Raw genomic sequence first — 20,624 nt, 5'->3', positions numbered from 1 at the left:
ACGCCCGTCGCGCCCAGGTGCGCTCCTACGGTGGGGTGCGGGGGCCGGTGGAGCCGCGCACCACGCAGCGGCCGGTCATCACCATGCGGCGGATCGGCAGCTGCGGGTTGCCCAGGCGTTCCAGCAGCAGCGACATCGCTGCGCGGCCCATGTCCTCGACCGGCTGCTCGACCACGGTAATGCCGGGCTCGACCAGGTCGGTCCAGCGCTCGTTGTCGAAGCCGGCCAGGGCCAGGTCGTCGGGCAGGCGCAGACCGGCGGTGCGGGCGGCCTTGAGCGCGCCCATCAACAGCAGGCTGTTACTGGTGACAATGGCCTCGGGCCGGTCTGCACCGGCCAGCCATTGGCCGACTTCGGCAATCGCCGCTTCGGCGGTGGGCGCCACTTCGCGGTAGGCCGGCGTCAGCCCGGGCGCGCGCATCGCGGCCAGATAGCCGTTGCGACGCTCGGTCGCGGTGGTACTGGTGCCGAACAACCCGCCGATGCGCCGATACCCCTGCGCCTGCAGATGCGCGACCAGCTCGCCCATGGCCGCGGCGTTGTCCAGCACCACGCTGTCGTAGCGGCTGCCGGGGCCGGCGCGGTCCACCAGCACGGTCGGGTAGTCCAGCACCAGCTCGTGCATGCGCCCGACCGTGCTGCGGGTTGGCGCGAAGATCAGCCCGGTGATGCGTTCTTCCTGCATCAATTGCAGGTACAGCGCCTCGCGCTCGGGGTCTTCGTCGGTGTTACACAGGGTCACGCGCATGCCGGCACGGTAGGCCACCTCCTCCACCGCGCGGATCAGCGCGGTGAAGTACGGGTTGCGGATGTCGGCGACGATCACCCCCAGGATGCCGGACTGCTGGGAGCGCAGGCGTCGCGCCATCAGATTGGGCCGGTAGCCGGTCTGGCGCACCGCCGCCTCGACCTTGGCCCGTACTTCCTCGCTGACCGGGCCAGTGCCCAGCGCGCGCGAGACCGTCGATTTGGAAACCCCGGCCACGCGGGCCACGTCGTTGATGCTGATACTCACTGGGACCGTTCCCGCTCCATTTGCGCACCTGCAGCCAGGTGCGGTGCCTGATCCGATGCTAACCCGAAAGCACTACGCCGTTTTTGTGCAGCGCACATTGACCTGGAACGTGGGAACGTTCCCACTATACTGCCCAGCCCGTTCCCATCCCGGAGTCCGTCTTGTCCTCTCCGTCGCCAGCCGCCCCCGTCACCCCCGAACTCGTGCGTCTGCGTGCGCATGCCCGCGACAAGGACGACGCCATCGCCCAGGCTGCCCAGTTGCTGGTCGCCGCCGGCTGCGTGGCGCCGGGCTATGACGCCAGCATGCGGCGCCGCGAAGGCCTGGCGAACACCTTCCTGGGCCATGGCCTGGCGATCCCGCACGGCGTTGGCGAAGACCGCCACCTGGTGCGCCGCGACGGCATCGCGGTGCTGCAGTTGCCCGAGGGCGTGGAGTGGAACCCGGGCCAGACCACCCGGCTGGTGGTCGGCATCGCCGCCCAGTCCGACACCCACATCACCTTGCTGCGCCGGCTGACCCGCCTGATCCAGGACCCGGCCCAGCTGGAAGCGCTGTTCACCACCGACGACCCCGGCGTGATCGTGGCCGCCCTGACCGGCGACCGTGCGCCCGACACCAGCGCCGCACCGGCCACCGACCTGGCCGAAACCTTCGCGTGGACCATCGCCTACCCCAGCGGCCTGCACGCGCGCCCGGCCACCCGCTGGGCCGAGACCGCACGCGGCTTCTCGGCGCGCGCCCAGGTACGCGCCGGCGACCAGGCCGCCGATGCCAAGAGCCTGGTCGGGCTGCTGCAGCTCGGCCTGCGTGCCGGCGACAGCATCACCGTCTCGGCCGAAGGCCCCGATGCCGCCGCGCTGCTCAAGCGCCTGCGCGCGGTGATGGACAGCCTGACCGCGCAGGAAAAGGCCGATGCCGAACGCGCCGCGCAACGCCGCGCCGCCCCGGTGGTCGGCTGGACGCCGCCGCAGGCACAGCCGGCCATCGTCGGCATCGGCGCCAGCCCGGGCGTGGCGATCGGCATCGTGCACCGGCTGCGTGCGGCGCAGACCGAAGTGGCCGATCAACCGGTCGGCCTGGGCGATGGCGGCGCGCTGCTGCACGACGCGCTGACCCGCACCCGCCAGCAGCTGGCGGCGATCCAGGACGACACCCAACGCCGGCTCGGTGCTTCGGACGCGGCGATCTTCAAGGCCCAGGCCGAACTGCTCAACGACACCGACCTGATCACCCGCACCTGCCAGCTGATGGTCGAAGGCCACGGCGTGGCGTGGTCGTGGCACCAGGCGGTGGAACAAATCGCCTCGGGCCTGGCCGCACTCGGCAACCCGGTGCTGGCCGGCCGCGCGGCCGACCTGCGCGACGTCGGCCGCCGCGTGCTGGCCCAGCTCGACCCGGCCGCTGCCGGCGCCGGCCTGACCGACCTGCCGGAGCAGCCCTGCATCCTGCTGGCCGGCGATCTGTCGCCGTCGGACACCGCCAACCTGGACACCACGCGCGTGCTCGGCCTGGCCACCGCCCAAGGCGGGCCGACCTCGCATACCGCGATCCTGTCGCGCACGCTCGGCCTGCCGGCGCTGGTCGCGGCCGGCGGCCAACTCATGGATATCGAAGACGGCGTCACCGCCATCATCGACGGCAGCAGCGGGCGGCTGTACATCAACCCGTCCGCACTCGACCTGGATGCGGCGCGCACGCATATCGCCGAGCAGCAGGCCATCCGCGAGCGCGAGGCTGCCCAGCGCGCCTTGCCCGCCGAAACCACCGACGGCCACCACATCGACATCGGCGCCAACGTCAACCTGCCCGACCAGGTGGCGATGGCACTGACCCAGGGCGCCGAAGGCGTCGGCCTGATGCGCACCGAATTCCTGTTCCTGGAAAGCGGCAGCACGCCCAGCGAAGACGAGCAGTACCAGACCTACCTGGCGATGGCGCAGGCGCTGGATGGCCGCCCGCTGATCGTGCGTGCGCTGGACATCGGCGGCGACAAGCAGGTGGCGCATCTGGAGCTGCCGCACGAGGAAAACCCGTTCCTGGGCGTGCGCGGCGCGCGCCTGCTGCTGCGCCGCCCGGACCTGCTTGAACCGCAGCTGCGGGCGCTGTACCGCGCCGCCAAGGACGGGGCACGGCTGTCGATCATGTTCCCGATGATCACCTCGGTGCCAGAGCTGATCAGCCTGCGCGCGATCTGTGCGCGCCTCCGCGGCGAACTCGACGCGCCGGAGGTTCCGATCGGCATCATGATCGAAGTGCCCGCCGCCGCCGCGCAGGCCGACGTGCTGGCGCGGCATGCGGACTTCTTCTCGATCGGCACCAATGATTTGACCCAGTACGTGCTGGCGATCGACCGCCAGAACCCGGAGCTGGCCGCCGAAGCCGACAGCCTGCACCCGGCGGTGCTGCGCATGATCCGCAGCACCATCGAGGGTGCGCGCAAGCACGAGCGCTGGGTCGGCGTGTGCGGCGGCCTGGCCGGCGATCCGTTCGGCGCCAGCCTGCTGGCCGGCCTGGGTGTGCAGGAGTTGTCGATGACGCCCAACGACATCCCGGCGGTCAAGGCACGCCTGCGTGGCACCGCATTGAGCGCGCTGCAGCAGCTGGCCGAGCAGGCATTGAACTGTGAGACCGCAGAGCAGGTGCGCGCGCTCGAAGCAACGCGCGAGGGCCAGGCATGAACCTGCACGCCATCACCGTCACGCTGAACCCGGCGATCGACCAGACCATCCAGCTCGACAGCCTGCAGCCGGGCGCGGTGCATCGCGCCAGCAGCGTGCGCAACGATGCCGGCGGCAAGGGCATCAACGTGGCCGCGTGCCTGGCCGACTGGGGCAGCCAGGTCGCCGCACTCGGCGTGCTCGGGGCCGGCAATGCCGGCGTGTTCGAGGCGCTGTTCCGCGAGCGCGGCATCACCGATCACTGCCAGCGCGTGGCCGGCGAGACCCGTACCAACCTCAAGCTGGTCGAGGCGCGCAGCAACGACACCACCGACATCAACCTGCCCGGCCTGCGCCTGGGCCAGCCGCATCTGCAGGGCGTGGCCGACCACCTCGCCCCGCTGCTGCGGCCCGGCCTGCCGGTGGTGCTGTCGGGCAGCCTGCCGGCCGGCCTGCCGGACGACAGCTGGGCGCAGCTGCAGGCGCAGGTCAGCGCCGCCGGTGCGCGCGTGCTGCTGGACACCAGTGGCGCGCCGCTGGTGGCCGCACTCGGTGCCGCACGCCAGGCGCTGCCCTACGCAGTCAAGCCGAACCGGCACGAGCTGGAAGCCTGGACCGGCCGCCCGCTAACCGACCGCGCCGCCCTCAGCGCCGCCGCGCACGAACTGATCGCCCGCGGCATCCAGCTGGTGGTCATTTCGATGGGCACCGAGGGCGCCTTGTTCGTGCAGCGCGACCAGCGCCTGATCGCGCGTCCGCCGCGCCTGGCACAGGGCAGCAGCGTGGGCGCCGGTGACGCGATGGTGGCCGGCCTGGCCGCCGCGCTGCTCGACGACTCCACCGACCTGGAACAGTGCGCCCGTCTGGCGACGGCGTTCTCGGTCAGCCGGCTGGAAAGCGGCGATGCGCGCCGGCTGAACCCGCAGCAGGTACGCAAGCTCACCGGCGAGGTCGTCATCGACCAGCTCTCCTAGCAAGGCCGGCGGCGCGCCCGGTGGGAGCACCACCGCAACGCGCCCGGGTCTTGCGCAAGACACCACGTATCCCGCCGGCGCTCGCCGGCGACCGAACAACGCAGGAGATTTGCATGTCCTCTTCCATCGTGGTCATCGCCGCTGGCGACCGCAGCACCGAAGCCGTCCTGGCGGCCGAAGCGCTGCGCCGCGCGGCCACCGCCGCCGGGCGCAGCGTGACGATCGAGATCCGCAGCGACCAGGGTGTGCTCGGCGCACTGCCGGGCGACCTGGCCAGCGGCGCCACCCAGGTGCTGGTGATCGGCGACGCCGATGCCGACACCGCCCGCTTCGGCGATGCGCAGCTGCTGCGCCTGAGCCTGGGCGCGGTACTCGACGACCCGGCCGCCGCAGTGCACCAGCTCGCCGCACCGGCAGCTGCAAACGCGTCGGCTGCCGCAGCCAGCGCAAGCGCCGGCAGCAAGCGCATCGTCGCGATCACCTCCTGCCCCACCGGCATCGCGCACACCTTCATGGCCGCCGAAGGCCTGCAGCAGGCGGCCAAGAAGCTTGGCCACCAGATGCGCGTGGAAACGCAAGGTTCGGTGGGTGCGCAGGACGCGTTGACCGACGAGGAAATCCGCGCTGCCGACCTGGTGCTGATCGCCGCCGATCGCGAGGTCGACCTGGCCCGTTTCGGCGGCAAGCGCCTGTTCAAGAGCGGCACCAAGCCGGCGATCAACGATGGCCCGGCCTTGATCCAGAAAGCGCTGGCCGAAGCCGGCGTGCACGGCGGCGCGGCGCCGGTCGCAGGCGCCGCCAAGGCCGAAAACACGGGCAACGGCCGCACCGGCGCCTACAAGCACCTGATGACCGGCGTGTCGTTCATGCTGCCCTTCGTCACCGCCGGCGGCCTGTTGATCGCCTTGGCATTCGCGCTCGGCGGCATCTATGCCGGCGACGATGCGCACCAGGGCACGCTGGCCTGGTCGCTGTTCCAGATCGGCGCCAAGGCCGGCTTCACCCTGATGGTGCCCGCGCTGGCCGGCTATATCGCCTACTCCATCGCCGACCGCCCCGGTATCGCGCCCGGCATGATCGGCGGCCTGGTCGCCGCCAACCTCAATGCCGGCTTCCTTGGCGGCATTATTGCGGGCTTCATCGCCGGCTATGGCGTGGCCGCGCTCAACCGCTACATCCGCCTGCCGCGCAACCTGGAAGGGCTCAAGCCGGTGCTGATCCTGCCGGTGCTGGGCACGCTGCTGGTCGGCCTGGCGATGATGTATGTGTTCGGCCAACCGGTCGCCGACCTGCTGGCCTGGCTCACCGCCTGGCTGCGCGGTATGCAGGGCAGCAGCGCGCTGCTGCTGGGCCTGTTGCTTGGCGGCATGATGGCCTTCGACATGGGCGGGCCGGTCAACAAGGCCGCCTACGCTTTTTCAACTGGTCTGATCGCCAGCCAGGTCTATACCCCGATGGCCGCCGCCATGGTCGCCGGCATGACCCCGCCGCTGGGCATCGCGCTGGCCACCTGGGTGTTCCGCAACCGCTTCACCGTGGAAGAGCGCGGCTCGGCCACGGCCGCCGGCGTGCTCGGGCTGGCCTTCGTCACCGAAGGTGCCATCCCGTATGCCGCGCGCGACCCGCTGCGCACCATCCCGGCGCTGGTGATCGGCTCGGCCGTGGCCGGCGCGATCTCGATGACCGCCGGTGCCGAGTTGAAGGCACCGCATGGCGGCATCTTCGTGCTGCTGATCCCCAACGCGGTGACCCACCTGCTCAATTACGTGCTGGCCCTGGTCGTCGGCGTGGTGGTCACCGCGGTGGCGCTGCGCCTGCTCAAGAAGCCGGTGGCCGACGTGGTCGCCTGACGGTCGGCCACCTCGCCATTGCTGCTTGCCGTCCGCGCATGCGCCACGCCTGATCGCCGCCCCACTCCACCCCTGACTGGTTTCACCGCTGCGCTGCGCACCTTCGTGCGCGGCCAGCGGCTTGCCCATCCCCTAGCTGTCGCGTTCGCCACCTCGGCCACGCCTTCCTTCGTTCGGAGTCCTGCCATGACCGTCCTCGCCCCCCGCCATGCCCGTCCCCGCCTGCTGTGCCTGTCGCTGGCACTGGCGCTGACCCCGCTCGCCCATGCGCAGGATGCCGCCGATGCCTTCAAGCTCAAGCTGGGTTACACCGGCGAAGCGGCGTCGATGATCGATGGCGGCCGCAAGAACGGCGACGCCTATGCCGGCCAGCTGATGGTCGGCACTGACGTCGACATGGACCGCCTGTTCGGCTGGGGCGGCGCCACCGTCAAGCTGTACGTCACCAACCGCCACGGCACCAACCTGGCCAACAGCAGCATCGGCAACAGCACCTCGGTGCAGGAGATCTACGGCGGCCAGGGCACGCGCCTGGCCAACTTCACCCTGCTGCAGAAACTCTTCGACGACCGCCTGGAACTGGAAGCCGGCCGCAGCGTGGCCAACATCCATTTCCTCGGCTCGGACCTATGCCAGTACTTCCAGGGCAACTCGGCCTGCGGCAATCCCACCTTCGTGTTCCGCACCAGCAACTTCACCTACTGGCCGGTGTCCAGCTGGGCCGCGCATGCCACCGCCTGGGTCACGCCCAAGGTCTACGTGCATGTGGGCGCCTACGAGGTGAACCCGGTGCAGGCCCAGGACGGCCAGCACGGCCTGAAGTGGAGCACCGACGACACCACCGGCGTGGTGGTGCCGTACGCGGTCGGCTACAAGAACAAGGGCGGCGACGGCAGCATGGCCGCGATGTACGAACTCGGCGGCTGGCAGGACAACTCCGACTACACCGACCCGCTGCGCGACCGTAACGGCAACCCGGCGGTGCTCAGCGGCCTGGGCTACGAGAACAAGCAGGGCCGCTCGGGCATGTTCGCCCGCTTCGAACAACAGGTCACCAACCCCGACCCGTCCGGCGCCCGCGGCCTGACCGTGTTCGGCGCCGTCCTCAAGAGCACCGGCGGCCAGGCGATCGAGGACCACTTCGTGCAACTGGGCCTGGTGCAGAAAGGCACCTTCGCCAGCCGCCCGCAGGACAACATTGCGTTTGTGATCACCCAGCAGAAGTACAGCGACGAAGCCATCGAAAACCTGCGCCTGGCCCGCGCCTCGGCCGGCGGCACCGGCACCCCGGCCGACAACCAGATCATGATGGAGCTGAGCTACGGCATCCAGGTCACCAAGCGCCTGCGCATCGCCCCGAACCTGCATTACGTTATCAACCCGGATCAGTTCAACGAACCCACCCGCACCAACGATCTGAAAAACGCGTTGATTGCTGGCATGCGGATCGACTGGAATTTGTGACCGGTAGAGAAGCAGCGCGCGTTGCGCGCATGCTTGGCGGGCACCACTGCCTGAAGTGAGTGGCGGGTGCGTTGCATCTGACTGCAGTGCAACGCATGGCGTTGACTCGGTTAGCCTGAGCACTTGTTGGATGTAGCCGACGAATTCAAAGAAGCGCGCAGGCGCGCGACCGCACGTAATGGGGCGTTATGGGCCCATCTGGTCGCGCAAGCCAGTCACTAGACACGCAGGATCACGCGACAGCGGATGCCGAAGCTATGATGAACCACAACTGCCTAACGCCAGAACTAAGCCGCGCTGCGAAGCGGGTTCGGCTTGAATGAATTGTTAGGATTCATCACGAGTATCGCGCCGGTAGTGGCGCATTGGTCTGGATCGACTCAAACACTGCGTCTGGATTGCTCTGGCACCAATAGCGGAAGTACAAGGATGGCTCCTTACCCTTAAACAGATCAGTCGCGCTTGTCTCAGGATGGATCAAAAGCCTTGGCTGATGCCACTGTTGGGCCATAACGCCAATGCAGTTTTCCGAGCCAGCAACATCAAGTAGCCATGTGGCTTGCCCTCCAGCAATTCCTGCCAGCGGGCAAGCGCGCCAAGCAGCGGCTAGCACCTCCAGGACATTGGAGGATGCCGCAATGGAGAACGTCGCTCGGTGTGAGTCACAGTCATCTCCAGCGCAAACGCTGTCTCGGTCTGCTGTAATTTGAATTGCGGTAGTCTCTGACATGAGCGCTAATGCCTAAATTAATCCGAGCCGCGAAGCGGCTTCGGCTTAAATGAATTGTTAGCTCCTCAACTAGCCAGCCAGGTTGAGATCTATATGCATCCCGCTAGCTTTCATTTCTTTGGCTAGTAGGAACCGCCAAGCACCGCCGACGTCCAGCGGAAGATAGAGCACTCCCGCGTAGTCAGAAGGCAGCTCAATGTCTCCTGTGTGTAGAACACAGACGCGATGACGGCCGAGCGCGCCCATGAAGAAGCCAAGCTCAAGTACGACGTTCTGACGAGCTCTTGGCTGAGACTGCTCCGCCTTGTTGATGGGATGCCCGGCATCGTCGGGCGTGAAAAGCACGACTGCAAAATCTACATCCGCGTGGTGTTCGAACTTCTCAATGATTGTTCTGCCCTGATTTGGTTGCTCATGAAGAACTACCGGCGTGAGTTCCAGCCTTGACAAGTATCTGGCTACCGTCTCCTTCAAACCGTCGTCGTGACCATGGACAACAAAAACGTGCCGTGTGCTCTCGCGACCCTTGGCAGGGGCGGCTCGTGACGCCGTTGTTGGCTCTTCCGAGTCCTCTATGCGCTCACGAAGGATGTCGCGGAGCGTTCCTAGCTTGAGCCGCTCTCGTTCGATGCCTTCCCGGTAGCCAGCGTGAACCTTCTGAATCGGATCGGGTCCGCCACCCATGATTAGCGGCAGGGTATCAAGCGATCTAATGGAGTATTCGTGGTACTCCACGGTGTCGTGCCCAAGGATCTCCTGAAGGGTGCTGTTCACCTTTTTCTCAAGAGCCTCAACAGTAGGATCCCATCGCTCGCGAATTGAGTTGACGTCAAATCCTTCTAGCTCTGTGATGCGCCGCTCGATTTTCTTCAAGGCAGACCGCATCTGCTCGATGCTGAGATTCGCAGACTTACGTTCCGGTGCTTTTGCTCGGGCCATGGGATTGTCAGGATTGAGGGCGAATGCCTGAGTTAAGCCGCGCCGCGAAACGGCGTCGGCTTGAATGAATTGCTAGACAGGGCGCGGGTCATTACTGCTTTTCGGGAGTTGAACTTGCCGGATTGGCAGGTTTAGCAAGGCCAAGATCCGCCTCAAGTTCAGTGAGCATTGTTTTAGCTTTTGCTTCACTGCCGAATTTGTCGAAGTGTGGGACGTAGGACAGTGCGCGAAATAGGAAGTAAATACCGACAAAACAACCAACGGCGCCAAATGTCTTGTTGAAAAGCGAGGATGCCCAAGCAAATGCAAATAGCAAAATCGCTTTAATTGCATAGTGCAACGCCCCATACAGGCAGGTGATGCGTAATGAGTCTCGCCTTGCGCGGTCATCTGAAACAACTGAAGAAAGGGAGAACCAGAGCGCAACACGCTTATCCTTTCCAAGCTTTTTCGAGATCGAGTTTGTTGCGCGCGAGCCAATTTCGTACGCAATCCAAAAAAGCAACGAACCTAATGCGCCTTGAACAATTACGGGCCATTGCAGAATTTGGTCGATGGCGTTCATTTTTCCCCTGTCTAACACCTGAGTTAAGCCGCGCCGCGAAGCGGCGTCGGCTTGGACGAATTGTTAGATGACACCTGCGGCGCGCCCCGCAGCGATCACTGCAGATGCCCTGGGTGAGGACGGTGCCTTAGCTATTGCAAAGGTTGGCGAGGTGCCAGCTGTAGAGAACCAGAGCTGTTTGGCTGGCGACTGCTCAAAGCTAAACGGAAACCTCAATGCGTTGAAATCGAAGGGTGCGTTGTTATCAGGAACAAATAGCAGCGGAGTGGCAATTGGTCCGAGCGATACGTCGATCAGCGCCCCCGAATCGTCTACGACTGCGTGATGTTGCGCCACGAGAGTACTAGGCCCCGCCTGCCAAATGGCCCATCCAAATACAGGGATCGTGCCGCCTTTATTGACGCAGTAGTCGACGCAATTGAACCAACACTCATCAGGTGGGTAGCTAGGATTAGCAACGGCGTATGACGCCAATGTTGGCTGATGGTGCAGCGGATGCGCTGCCGGGGCGACTCCCGCTGGTGCCCGAATTGGTTGCGCAAGAAGGGATTGGATGAATTGCTGGACAGCGTGATTTGGCCAAACTGCAGGTTGCGGATAAGTGACCATGTCATCTAACTACTATTGGACCGCAGAAATGCGGTGTTGCGCTGAGTATCTTCGATCGCTGCCGCTTTGTGAACGGGGGCAATCCTAGCCGGGGTCACGGGGTCACGGGATCGCACGATGGCAAGCGGCCGCGACCATGCGGATGCTTTCAGTGTTATCCAGCAAGGACGCAGGCGTATGAAATACACCCCCAAAAAGCACGGCGTAACAGCACTTCCACCGCTCTGGCTACTCGATCAGGTGCGCAATCGCCTGCGGGCACGGCACTACAGCCTGCGCACTGAGCAGGCCTCTCTGAGTTGGATAGGGTGCTTCATCCTGGCCAGCGGCAAGCTCCATCCGGCGCAGATTGGCTAGGCGGAGGTAGAGGCATTCCTCACCCGCTTGGGAAGACCGCGCGCATGCCGGCCAGATAGCGACCGATGCACAGGTGTCTGCGGGCACACAGAACCAGGCATTGGCGGCGCTGTTGTTTCTCTCCCGCGACGCACTGCGTATCGATCGGCATCACATGTCCGACGAAACCCCTAGTTTTCACAATCTTGAGTGGTGGCGTCACAGTGCACACCATGCAGTTACGACGCCCAACGCCAGAAACGAAAAAACCGCGCAATGCGCGGTTTTTTCGTCACACCTCTTGCGAACCGATCAAGGACGACGCGCCAGCGCCTCCACGTCCTTGGCCTTGGGCAGCAGATCCTGCTTGGTCACCGCAAACGGTCCGATGCTCAGCATCGGCACTGCCACGATCACCGAGGAGATCACCACGATCACCGCGCCAATCATGTGCGTTTCGGCCAGGCCTTCCATCGACTCGCCGCCGTAGATGTACAGCGCCAGCGCCGACAGGAAGAACATCACCGCGGTGATCACCGTGCGCGAGAGCGTCTGGTTGATCGAGCGGTTCAGCACTTCCAGCGGCTCCACCCGCAACGCGCGGAAGTTCTCGCGCACGCGGTCGAACACCACGATGATGTCGTTGATCGCAAAGCCCATCACCGACAACAGGCCGGCCAGCACGGTCAGGTCGAACTCGCGGCCGGTCAGCGACACGAAGGCCACGGTGACCAGCAGGTCGAACAAGGCGGTCAGGCTGGCGACCACCGCGAACTTCCACTCGAAGCGGAAGGCGATGTAGATCAGAAAGCCCACCAGCATGAACACCGTGGCGTACACGCCGTTCAAGGCCAGATCCTTGCCGACCTGCGGGCCGACGAATTCGCCCGGCTGCACGGTGGCGGGGTTCTGCGCGGTGCTGACCGCCTTGCGCACTTCTTCGGCCACGGTGCTGGCGGCATCGTCGCGGTTGTTGTGCTGCTCGCGCGCCTGCAGGCGGATCATCACCTCGTTGCCGCCGCGCGCGTTCTGCACCTGGGCGTTCTCGAAGCCGGCCCTGGCCAGCTGCTCGCGCACCTGGTCTACGTCCACGGTCTTCTGGAACGAGGTCTGCACCAGCGTGCCGCCGGTGAATTCCAGCGCGTAGTTGAAGCCCTTGCCGACGATGACGCCGACCGAGGCCACCGCGATCACCAGCATCAGGATCAGCACCGGCTTGCGCAGGCGCATGAAGTCGATCCTGGTGTCGTTCGGGATCAGATGAAGCGGAAAAATTTTCATTGAAAGATCTTCCTAAAAAGTCCGCACATGGATGTGCGGGCTCTTGCGAGGGACTCGCATTAAATAGCGACGGTCTTCAGCTTCTTGCGGCGGCCGTAGATCAGCACCGCCAGCGCACGCGACACGGTGATCGCGGTGAACATCGAGGCGAAGATACCGATCATCATGGTCAGCGCGAAGCCCTTCAACGGGCCGGTGCCGAACGCGTACAAGGCCACCGCCACGATCAAACCGGTGAGGTTGGCGTCCAGGATGGTGCCGCCGGCCTTTTCGTAGCCGGCGGCAATCGCCGATTTGGCCGGCACGCCCAGCCGCAGCTCCTCGCGGATACGCTCGTTGATCAGCACGTTGGCGTCCACCGACAGGCCCACCGACAGCGCCAGGCCGGCAAAGCCCGGCAGCGTCATGGTGGCGCCGAACAGCGACATCACCGCCACCACGATCAGCAGGTTGAACAGCAGCGCCACCGAGGTGATCGCGCCGAACACGCGGTAGTAGACGGTGAAGAACACCAGCGTGAACAGGAACGAGTAGATCACTGCGGTGACGCCGCGCTCCACGTTCTCCGCACCCAGGCTCGGGCCGATCACGTATTCCTCGACGAAATCCATCGGCGCGGCCAGCGAGCCGGATTTCAGCAGTTTGGCCAGGTTTTCGGCCTCGGTCTTTTCCAGCCCGGTGGTCTGGAAGTTCTTGCCGAACACGCCGGCAATGCGGGTCGGCGACAAGGCTTCTTCCTTGACCCGAACGCTGCGCACTTCCTTGCCGTCGACCATGGTCACGGTGGGGATGCGCTCGATGTAGACCACCGACATCAACTTGCCGACGTTGGCGCTGGTGTAGTCGAGCATGCGCTGGCCGGCAACGTTGTTGAGCGTCACCGCCACCGCCGGCATGCCGTTCTGGTCGGTGCTGACGCTGGCGCTGACCATCTGGTCGCCGGTCACCAGCGCGCGCTTGTTCAGCAGCACCGGCGCGCCGGTATCGCGCACGCGGTAGACCTTGGCTTCGGGCGGGATGCTGCCGCTGCGCACGGCGTCTTCGGCATTGCCTTCGACCACCGCGCGGAATTCCAGCGAGGCGGTGGCACCGATCAGGCGCTTGGCCTCGGCGGTGTCCTGCAGGCCGGGCAGTTCGACCACGATGCGGTCCTCGCCCTGGCGCTGGATGGTCGGTTCGGACACGCCCAGCGCGTTGACGCGGTTACGCAAGGTGGTGAGGTTCTGCTCGATCGCGCCGCTGGCGATCTGCTTGAGCTCGGCCTCGGGCACCTTCACCGAGATGTTCTGGCCGCTGACGTCATAGGTCAGCGTCGGCTGCGACTTGGCCAGCGCGGTGCGCGCGGCGTCGACGCTGGCGCCTTCGCTCAGGCTGACCTGGATGCTGTTGTCGCCGCGGCGCTCGACCGAGCGATAGGCGATACGGCCATCGCGCAGCGTGGTGCGGATGTCTTCGGCAAAGCCGTCCAGGCGCTTTTCCAGCGCGGCCTTCTGGTCCACCTGCATGGCGAAATGCACGCCGCCGACCAGGTCAAGGCCCAGCACCATCGGCCGGCCGCCCAGCTTGGCCAGCCAGTCCGGCACGGTCGAGGCCAGATTCAGCGCCACCGTGTAGTTCTCGCCCAGTTGCTGGCGCAGCACGTCGTTGGCGCGGGTCTGTGCCTGCAGGTTGGGCAGGCGCACCATCAGGCTGTCGCCTTCCCGGGTGACGGCCTTCGGCGTGATGCCGGCGGCCTTGAGGTCGGCGTCGATGCGGCTGCGCAAGGCGTCGTCGAGCTGGGCACCGCGGCTGGCGGTGATCTGCACGGACGGGTCCTTCTGGTAGATGTTGGGCAGCGCGTACAACGCACTGACCGCCAGCACCAGCAGGATCAGGAAATACTTCCAGCGAGGAAATTCGAGCATTGCGACAGTCCCGCGCGACACCATCCCGGCGACGCGCCTAGCAGTGAAAACGACTTCCAGCGGCCAACACAATGACGCCAGCGGTCGTCAGGTGGATGCGGCGGTGCGCGGAGCGGAGCGATGCGCGCCGGTTCACGGCACCGACTGCGCCCACCTGACAGTGGGCGCAGCAGGTTGGTTGCCGCTTAGTTGGCAGACTTCAGCGTGCCCTTGGGCAGCACGTGGCCCACGGCACTCTTCTGCACGCGGATGCGCACGTTGTCGGCCACTTCCACGGTGATGAAGTTGTCGCCGATGTCGGTGATCACGCCCGCCACGCCGCCGGAGGTGATGACTTCATCGCCGCGCGCCAGCTTGTCCAGCAGCGACTTGTGCTCCTTCTGGCGCTTCATCTGCGGGCGGATCATCAGGAAATACATGACCGCGATCAGGATGATCGGCAGCGCGAAGGTGGACAGGCTTCCCATCGGGCCGGGCGCCGGCGCGCCGCCAGTGGCCTGCGCCTGGGCGACGGGGATCAGGAAATCGAGCAGATTCATTCAGTGCGTCCTAGTTTTGGTGCCAGCGCGCCAAGCGGCCCGCTCGCTATTCAGGTACCGCCGGAGCGGAACAGCCGGGAATTATGCCATGCAGGTTCCAAACCGTCCGCGCGGGGCGCGGACGGCCGGTCTCAGCTGGTTTCCCCCGGCAACGGCGGCGTGGTGGCGCCGCGTGCCGCATAGAAGGACCGCCGGAACTGCGCAAAGGTTCCCGCTGCGATGGCCGCGCGCAGGTCGGCCATCAGCTTCTCGTAGTACCAGAGGTTGTGCAGGGTGCCCAGCATGGGCGCGAGCATCTCGTTGCAGCGGTCCAGGTGGCGCAGATACGAACGCGTGTAGCCGCTGCTGCAGGCATGGCAGCCGCAGCCCGGCTCGATGGTGTCCAGGTCGCGTTCGTACCTGGCGTTGCGGATGCGCACGGTGCCGAAGGAGGTGAAGTAATGCCCGTTGCGCGCGTTGCGGGTGGGCATCACGCAGTCGAACATGTCCACGCCACGCGCCACGCCTTCGACCAGGTCCTCGGGCCGGCCCACGCCCATCAGGTAGCGCGGGCGCTTGGCCGGCAGGCGCGGATGCAGGTGTTCCAGCATCGCATTGCGCTCGTGCTCCGGCTCGCCCACCGCCAGCCCGCCGATGGCGTAACCGTCGAAACCGATGTCCTGCAGCCCGTCCAGCGAGCGGCTGCGCAGGTCCGGATGCACCCCGCCCTGCACGATGCCGAACAGCGCCGCATCGTTGCCCAACCCGTCATGCGCCTGCCGCGAGCGTTGCGCCCAGCGCAGGCTCAGCTCCATCGAGCGCCGCGCCACCTCCTCGGTGGCCGGGTACGGCGTGCATTCGTCGAAAATCATCACGATGTCCGAATCGAGCACCTTCTGGATCTGCATGCTCTCTTCCGGGCCCAGGAATACCCGCGCACCGTCGGTCGGCGAGGCGAAGGTGACGCCCTGCTCGGTGATCTTGCGGCGATGGGCCAGCGAAAACACCTGGAACCCGCCCGAATCGGTGAGGATCGGCCCGTCCCAGCGCGCGAACCCGTGCAGCCCGCCGTGGTCGCCGATCACCTCCAGACCCGGGCGCAGATACAGGTGGAAGGTATTGCCCAGGATGATCTCCGCACCCAGCGCGCGGATCTGCTCGGGCAGGATGCCCTTGACCGAGCCATAGGTGCCCACCGGCATGAACGCCGGCGTCTCGACAGTGCCGCGCGGAAAGGTCAGGCGCCCACGGCGGGCATGGCCGTCGGTGGCTTGGAGCTGGAACTGGAGTCGGGACATGGAGGGGCCGGGATTGGGGAATCGGGATTGGGGAATCGGAGAAGCGGTTGGCAGGTGGCTGATCGTTCGGCGGATGCCGACTTACGATTCCCCACTCCCGAATCCCCAATCCCTGCTCCACAACAGCATCGCATCGCCATACGAAAAGAAGCGATAGCGCTGTTCGATGGCGTGTTGGTAGGCGGCGAAGATGCGCTCGCGGCCGGCAAAGGCCGAGACCATCATCAGCAGCGTGCTTTCGGGCAGATGGAAGTTGGTGACCATCGCGTCGACGCTGCGGATGCGGTAGCCGGGCAGGATGAAGATCTGGGTTTCGCCGGCAAACGGCAGCAACTCGCCCTCGGGCGCGGCATCGGTGATGCGCCAGGCGCTTTCCAGCGAGCGCACCACCGTGGTTCCCACCGCGATGACGCGCCCGCCACGCGCGCGCGCGCGCCGCACCTGCTCGACCAGCGCGGCGCCGACGTTGAGCCATTCGGTGTGCATCACGTGCTGATCCAGCGCGTCCACGCGCACCGGCTGGAAGGTGCCGGCGCCTACGTGCAGGGTGACATGGCCGAACTCCACCCCGCGCTCGCGCAGCCGTGCCAGCAGCGCCTCGTCGAAATGCAGCCCGGCGGTGGGCGCGGCCACTGCGCCCACTTCGCGCGCGAACACGGTCTGGTAGCGCTCGCGGTCTTCCACCCCCGGCTCGCGGCGGATGTACGGCGGCAGCGGCAGGCGCCCGGCCTCCAGCAGCCAGTGCTCCAGCGGAGTGGGGATCTCGAAGCGCAGCAGGTAGAACTCGCCGTCGCGGCCCAGCACCTCGGCCTGGCCGCCGGCATCCAGCGCGATCCAGCTGCCGGCCTTGGGCGACTTGCTGGCGCCGATCTGCACGCGCGCCTGCCGCTCGCCCAGCAGGCGCTCGATCAGGATTTCCACCCGCCCGCCGCTGGCCTTCTGCCCGAACAGCCGCGCCGGGATCACCCGGGTATCGTTGAAGATCAGCAGATCGCCCGGCTGCAGCAACTCGGGCAGATCGCGCACCTGCCGGTCGACCAGCGCCTGCGGCGACGGCGGCACCACCAGCAAGCGGCTGGCCGCACGCTCGGCCAATGGCGCCTGGGCGATCAGCTCGTCGGGCAGCGAATAGTTGAAATCGGACTTCTTCAAGGCCGCAGGATGTGTTGGCTGAGGAGCCGGATAGTGTAACTGCGGCGGGGAATGGAGATTCGGGAATCGGGAATCGTAAAAGCGGGCCAGTCTGCGCCGTATGAGTTTCGGCCCTCGGATCTGGCTCTTACGATTCCCCATTCCCCACTCCCGATTCCCGCCCCTCACCTCTCGAACTTCGTCGACAAAATGATCGACGTCGTCGTGCGCTCCACGCCGTCGATCGCGCCGATGGCGTCGGTGAGTACGTCCATCTCGTTGACGCCGCCGACCACGCCCAGGGCGATCAGGTCGTAGGCGCCGCTGACCGAGTGCAGCAGGCGCACCTGCGGGATGTCGCGCAGCGCCTTGACCACTGCCGGCATCTTCTTGGGCAGCACGGTGATCAGGATATGCGCGCGGATGCGGCCCTGTTCGTAGGCGTCGTGGGTGCGCACGGTATAGCCGCTGATCACCCCGTCGCGCTCGAGTTTGTCGATCCGGCTCTGCACGGTGGTGCGTGACAGCCCGAGCCGGCGCGCAATCTGCGCGGTGGAGGCGCGCGCGTCCTCGCGCAGCAGCGACAGCAGGCGTTCGTCAGAGGGAGTGATTTTCACTTTTTGCCCAAATGGTTCGTCGATTCGACGAAAATACCCGACTTCCTGCCCGGATTCACGCTGCCAAACGCCGATCTTCTGCCGATAATAGGAAGGGAACGCCACCTTGCAGGAGATGCGCCATGTCCGTCCTCGCCCCGCTCGCCCCGCTGCGCGCCCATGCCGGCCGCCGCCTGACCGATGGCCTGGACGATGCCAGCATCGCGCGTCTGGCCGCCAGCCACCCGGATCTCGCACACGCCATCGACGCGGCCGCTGCCGAGTACGCGCTGGTGCGCGCCGAGGCCGCCGACCTGCTGGACCTGGACGAAGACGCACAGATCGGCGCGGTGCAGGATGGCTTCATCAATTTCTACGCCGACGATGCGGTGACCCCGTACGTGGCGCTGGCCGCGCGCGGCCCCTGGGTGATCACGCTCAAGGGCGCGGTGCTGTACGACGCCGGCGGCTACGGCATGCTCGGCTTCGGCCACACCCCCGCGCCGGTGCTCGAGGCGATGGCGCGTCCGCAGGTGATGGCCAACGTGATGACGCCGAGCCTGGCGCAGCGCCGGCTCGACCGTGCGCTGCGCGCCGAGATCGGGCATACCCGCGGCGGCTGTCCGTTCGCACGCTTCATGTGTCTCAACTCCGGTTCCGAAGCGGTCGGCCTGGCCGCGCGCATCGTCGATACCAACGCCAAGCTGCACACCGACCCGGGCGCGCGCCACGCCGGTGCCAGCATCAAGCGCGTGGTGGTCAAGGGCAGCTTCCATGGCCGCACCGACCGCCCCGGCCTGTATTCCGATTCCAGCCGCAAGACCTACACCAAGTACCTGGCCAGCTACCGCGACGAAGACTCGGTGATCGCGATCGCGCCGTACGACGTGGCGGCGCTGCAGCGCGCCTTCGACGAGGCCGCGCGCAATCACTGGTTCATCGAGGCGGTGTTCCTGGAGCCGGTGATGGGCGAAGGCGACCCGGGCCGCGCATTGCCGGCCGCGTTCTATGCCGCCGCGCGCGAACTGACCCGCCTGCACGGCAGCCTGCTGCTGGTGGATTCGATCCAGGCCGGCCTGCGCGCGCACGGCGTGCTGTCGGTGGTGGATTACCCCGGCTTCGAGCAGCTCGACCCGCCGGACCTGGAGACCTACTCCAAGGCGCTCAACGCCGCGCAATACCCTTTGTCGGTGCTGGCGGTGACCGAACACGCCGCGCAGGTGTATCGCAAAGGCACCTACGGCAACACCATGACCACCAATCCGCGTGCGCTGGATGTCGCCTGCGCCACGCTGGCGTTGTTCACCCCGCAGGTGCGCGAGAACATCCGCACCCGTGGTGCGCAGGCAATCGCCAAGCTGCAGGCACTGCAGTCCGAGCTGGGCGGCCTGATCACCAAGGTGCAGGGCACCGGGCTGCTGTTCTCCTGCGAGCTGGCGCCGCAGTTCAAGTGCTATGGCGCCGGTTCCACCGAGGAATGGCTGCGCCACCGCGGCGTCAACGTGATCCATGGCGGCGAGAATTCGCTGCGCTTCACCCCGCACTTTGCGATGGACGAAGACGAGCTGGACCTGCTGGTCGGATTGATCGGGCGTGCGCTGAAGGAAGGTCCGCGCCATAGCCAGGCCGAGGCGGCCTGAGCGCCACCCACACGCATGGCGAGCAGTCGCTAGCGGGAAGCGGACGGTGCGCAGGAACGTTGGTCACCGAGCGGTACACGCCGATGCGGAGCACCGTCCGCGCCCACCGGGCGGCCAGAGCGATGGTGGTGTAGACCGCTCGACTTCAAGGCGACGCAGGCAGTGCCTGCGCGCCTGCAGAACAGGCTCGGCTACTCCTTGGCATCCACCACGCGCTGTCGGCGCTGCGCGCGGCGGGGGTGCTGCCTGGCCCGGTCAGATCGGCACGGCGCTCAGCTTGCGGCGCAGGTAATTGGTCACTGCCCGGCGTGGCGACTTGCCGCGCCAGGACGCCCAGCACAGATGCGAGCCCACCGCGACCGTGCCGCCACGGTGGCCGAGCCCGAACCAGGTGCGGTCGGGATGGAACGCATCGCGCGCCGGGAACACGATGCCGGCAAACTCGCCGGCGTGCGCGTTGTAGAAACGCGTCAACCCGCGCGGGCCGGAAATCATCGGAATCTGCCGGTGGTCTTCCAGCGTCTCGGGCGCATGCATGGTGAAGATGTGCTCGATGAAGGCGCGCCAGAACGGATGTCCTGCCTCCGAGCCGAACACCGCATTGCCGATCTTGAACTGCTCGTTGCCGGGCGCGCCCTCTTCGATCGGCAGCACGCATTGCTGTGCCAGTACGTCCGCGCCAAGCGTGCGCAGCAGCTTGTAGTCGGTGTCGAAATAGAACCCGCCATAGGTATGCATGTAGGCGCAGCGGGCGATGTCTGCCTTCATCACACCGAAGCGGATCGCTTCGTAGCGGTCGGCCAATTCCGGGAAGGCGCGACGCATCAGCGCCGAGTTGTCGGCATCGTCCCAGACATGGCAGGTCCAGCCCGGCAGCAGCCGTTGCAGACGGGCCTGGATTTTGCGCTCTTCCCAAAGCAGGTGCTTGGTCGGCGCAGTGAGATGGAACACGTGGGGAATCATGGGGGCTTCTCGGGGCTGGGGGAGGCAGAACCTCCACCGAAGCACCCGCGTCGAAGCCGGCTACCCGGGTGGAGACCCGGTCGGCCCTAACAGTAGTCCCATTATTAGTGTGACGTAATTCACAATTTTAAATGGTTACGCTTACCGTCGA

General features: G+C 66.2%; 15 protein-coding genes and 1 pseudogene. 6 read left to right on the top strand and 10 right to left on the bottom strand.

What is annotated here, in order from left to right; translation table 11 throughout:
• Positions 1–25: 25 nt before the first annotated feature.
• Positions 26–1,015, bottom strand: coding sequence for a LacI family DNA-binding transcriptional regulator (locus EO139_RS14205; RefSeq protein ID WP_104582121.1), 990 nt, complete (start codon positions 1,013–1,015; stop codon positions 26–28).
• A 161-nt stretch (positions 1,016–1,176) separates the two neighbouring features.
• Between EO139_RS14205 and ptsP the strand changes: the two genes are divergently transcribed.
• From ptsP to EO139_RS14185, 4 genes are all read left to right on the top strand, one after another.
• Complete coding sequence (gene ptsP / locus EO139_RS14200; RefSeq protein WP_126971144.1) at positions 1,177–3,696, top strand: phosphoenolpyruvate--protein phosphotransferase; 2,520 nt, start codon at positions 1,177–1,179, stop codon at positions 3,694–3,696.
• A complete protein-coding gene (pfkB, locus tag EO139_RS14195; RefSeq protein ID WP_126971142.1) occupies positions 3,693–4,649 on the top strand; it encodes a 1-phosphofructokinase in 957 nt (318 codons plus the stop codon). The genes ptsP and pfkB overlap by 4 nt, the downstream gene beginning before the upstream one ends.
• A 113-nt stretch (positions 4,650–4,762) precedes the next feature.
• Positions 4,763–6,499, top strand: coding sequence for a fructose-specific PTS transporter subunit EIIC (locus tag EO139_RS14190; RefSeq protein ID WP_126971140.1), 1,737 nt, complete (start codon positions 4,763–4,765; stop codon positions 6,497–6,499).
• Between the two features lie 186 nt (positions 6,500–6,685).
• Complete coding sequence (locus EO139_RS14185) at positions 6,686–7,963, top strand: carbohydrate porin (RefSeq protein ID WP_164739857.1); 1,278 nt, start codon at positions 6,686–6,688, stop codon at positions 7,961–7,963.
• Between the two features lie 799 nt (positions 7,964–8,762).
• On the opposite strand, the gene EO139_RS14180 is transcribed toward EO139_RS14185, so the two are convergent.
• On the bottom strand, positions 8,763–9,632 hold the full coding sequence (locus EO139_RS14180; RefSeq protein ID WP_126971138.1) for a nucleotide-binding protein: 870 nt from the start codon (positions 9,630–9,632) through the stop codon (positions 8,763–8,765).
• Positions 9,633–9,723: 91 nt separating this feature from the next.
• Positions 9,724–10,197: a hypothetical protein gene (locus EO139_RS14175; protein WP_126971136.1), complete on the bottom strand. Its 474-nt coding sequence runs from the start codon at positions 10,195–10,197 to the stop codon at positions 9,724–9,726.
• A 786-nt stretch (positions 10,198–10,983) separates the two neighbouring features.
• Here EO139_RS14175 and EO139_RS21710 point away from each other — a divergent pair.
• Positions 10,984–11,305, top strand: a pseudogene (locus EO139_RS21710) (phage integrase N-terminal SAM-like domain-containing protein); the annotation flags it as partial.
• Positions 11,306–11,454: 149 nt separating this feature from the next.
• Here the strand turns inward: EO139_RS21710 and secF are convergent.
• The 6 genes from secF to EO139_RS14135 form a co-directional block, all read right to left on the bottom strand.
• On the bottom strand, positions 11,455–12,423 hold the full coding sequence (secF, locus tag EO139_RS14160) for a protein translocase subunit SecF (RefSeq protein WP_115677457.1): 969 nt from the start codon (positions 12,421–12,423) through the stop codon (positions 11,455–11,457).
• A 59-nt stretch (positions 12,424–12,482) separates the two neighbouring features.
• Entirely contained in the window at positions 12,483–14,327 is a 1,845-nt protein-coding gene (gene secD, locus EO139_RS14155) for a protein translocase subunit SecD (protein ID WP_164739856.1), read from the bottom strand.
• Positions 14,328–14,512: 185 nt separating this feature from the next.
• Positions 14,513–14,866, bottom strand: coding sequence for a preprotein translocase subunit YajC (yajC, locus tag EO139_RS14150; RefSeq protein ID WP_104533651.1), 354 nt, complete (start codon positions 14,864–14,866; stop codon positions 14,513–14,515).
• A 131-nt stretch (positions 14,867–14,997) separates the two neighbouring features.
• Positions 14,998–16,143: a tRNA guanosine(34) transglycosylase Tgt gene (gene tgt, locus EO139_RS14145; RefSeq protein WP_126971132.1), complete on the bottom strand. Its 1,146-nt coding sequence runs from the start codon at positions 16,141–16,143 to the stop codon at positions 14,998–15,000.
• Between the two features lie 81 nt (positions 16,144–16,224).
• The gene (queA, locus tag EO139_RS14140; RefSeq protein WP_119128601.1) at positions 16,225–17,295 is read right to left on the bottom strand and encodes a tRNA preQ1(34) S-adenosylmethionine ribosyltransferase-isomerase QueA; all 1,071 of its coding nucleotides are present in this window, start codon (positions 17,293–17,295) and stop codon (positions 16,225–16,227) included.
• Positions 17,296–17,459: 164 nt separating this feature from the next.
• Complete coding sequence (locus tag EO139_RS14135; protein WP_104582110.1) at positions 17,460–17,891, bottom strand: Lrp/AsnC family transcriptional regulator; 432 nt, start codon at positions 17,889–17,891, stop codon at positions 17,460–17,462.
• 122 nt (positions 17,892–18,013) lie between these two features.
• Here EO139_RS14135 and EO139_RS14130 point away from each other — a divergent pair, with 122 nt between their 5' ends.
• Positions 18,014–19,510, top strand: a complete 1,497-nt coding sequence (locus tag EO139_RS14130) for an aminotransferase class III-fold pyridoxal phosphate-dependent enzyme (RefSeq protein WP_126971130.1) — start codon at positions 18,014–18,016, stop codon at positions 19,508–19,510.
• Positions 19,511–19,765: 255 nt separating this feature from the next.
• On the opposite strand, the gene EO139_RS14125 is transcribed toward EO139_RS14130, so the two are convergent.
• Positions 19,766–20,473: a glycosyltransferase gene (locus EO139_RS14125; protein ID WP_104582108.1), complete on the bottom strand. Its 708-nt coding sequence runs from the start codon at positions 20,471–20,473 to the stop codon at positions 19,766–19,768.
• Between the last annotated feature and the right edge of the window lie 151 nt (positions 20,474–20,624).

It is taken from the genome of Xanthomonas sp. BRIP62411 (assembly GCF_003993525.1).
Taxonomy (GTDB): Bacteria; Pseudomonadota; Gammaproteobacteria; order Xanthomonadales; family Xanthomonadaceae; genus Xanthomonas; species Xanthomonas euroxanthea.
This window is presented reverse-complemented; position numbering and strand designations above follow the sequence as displayed.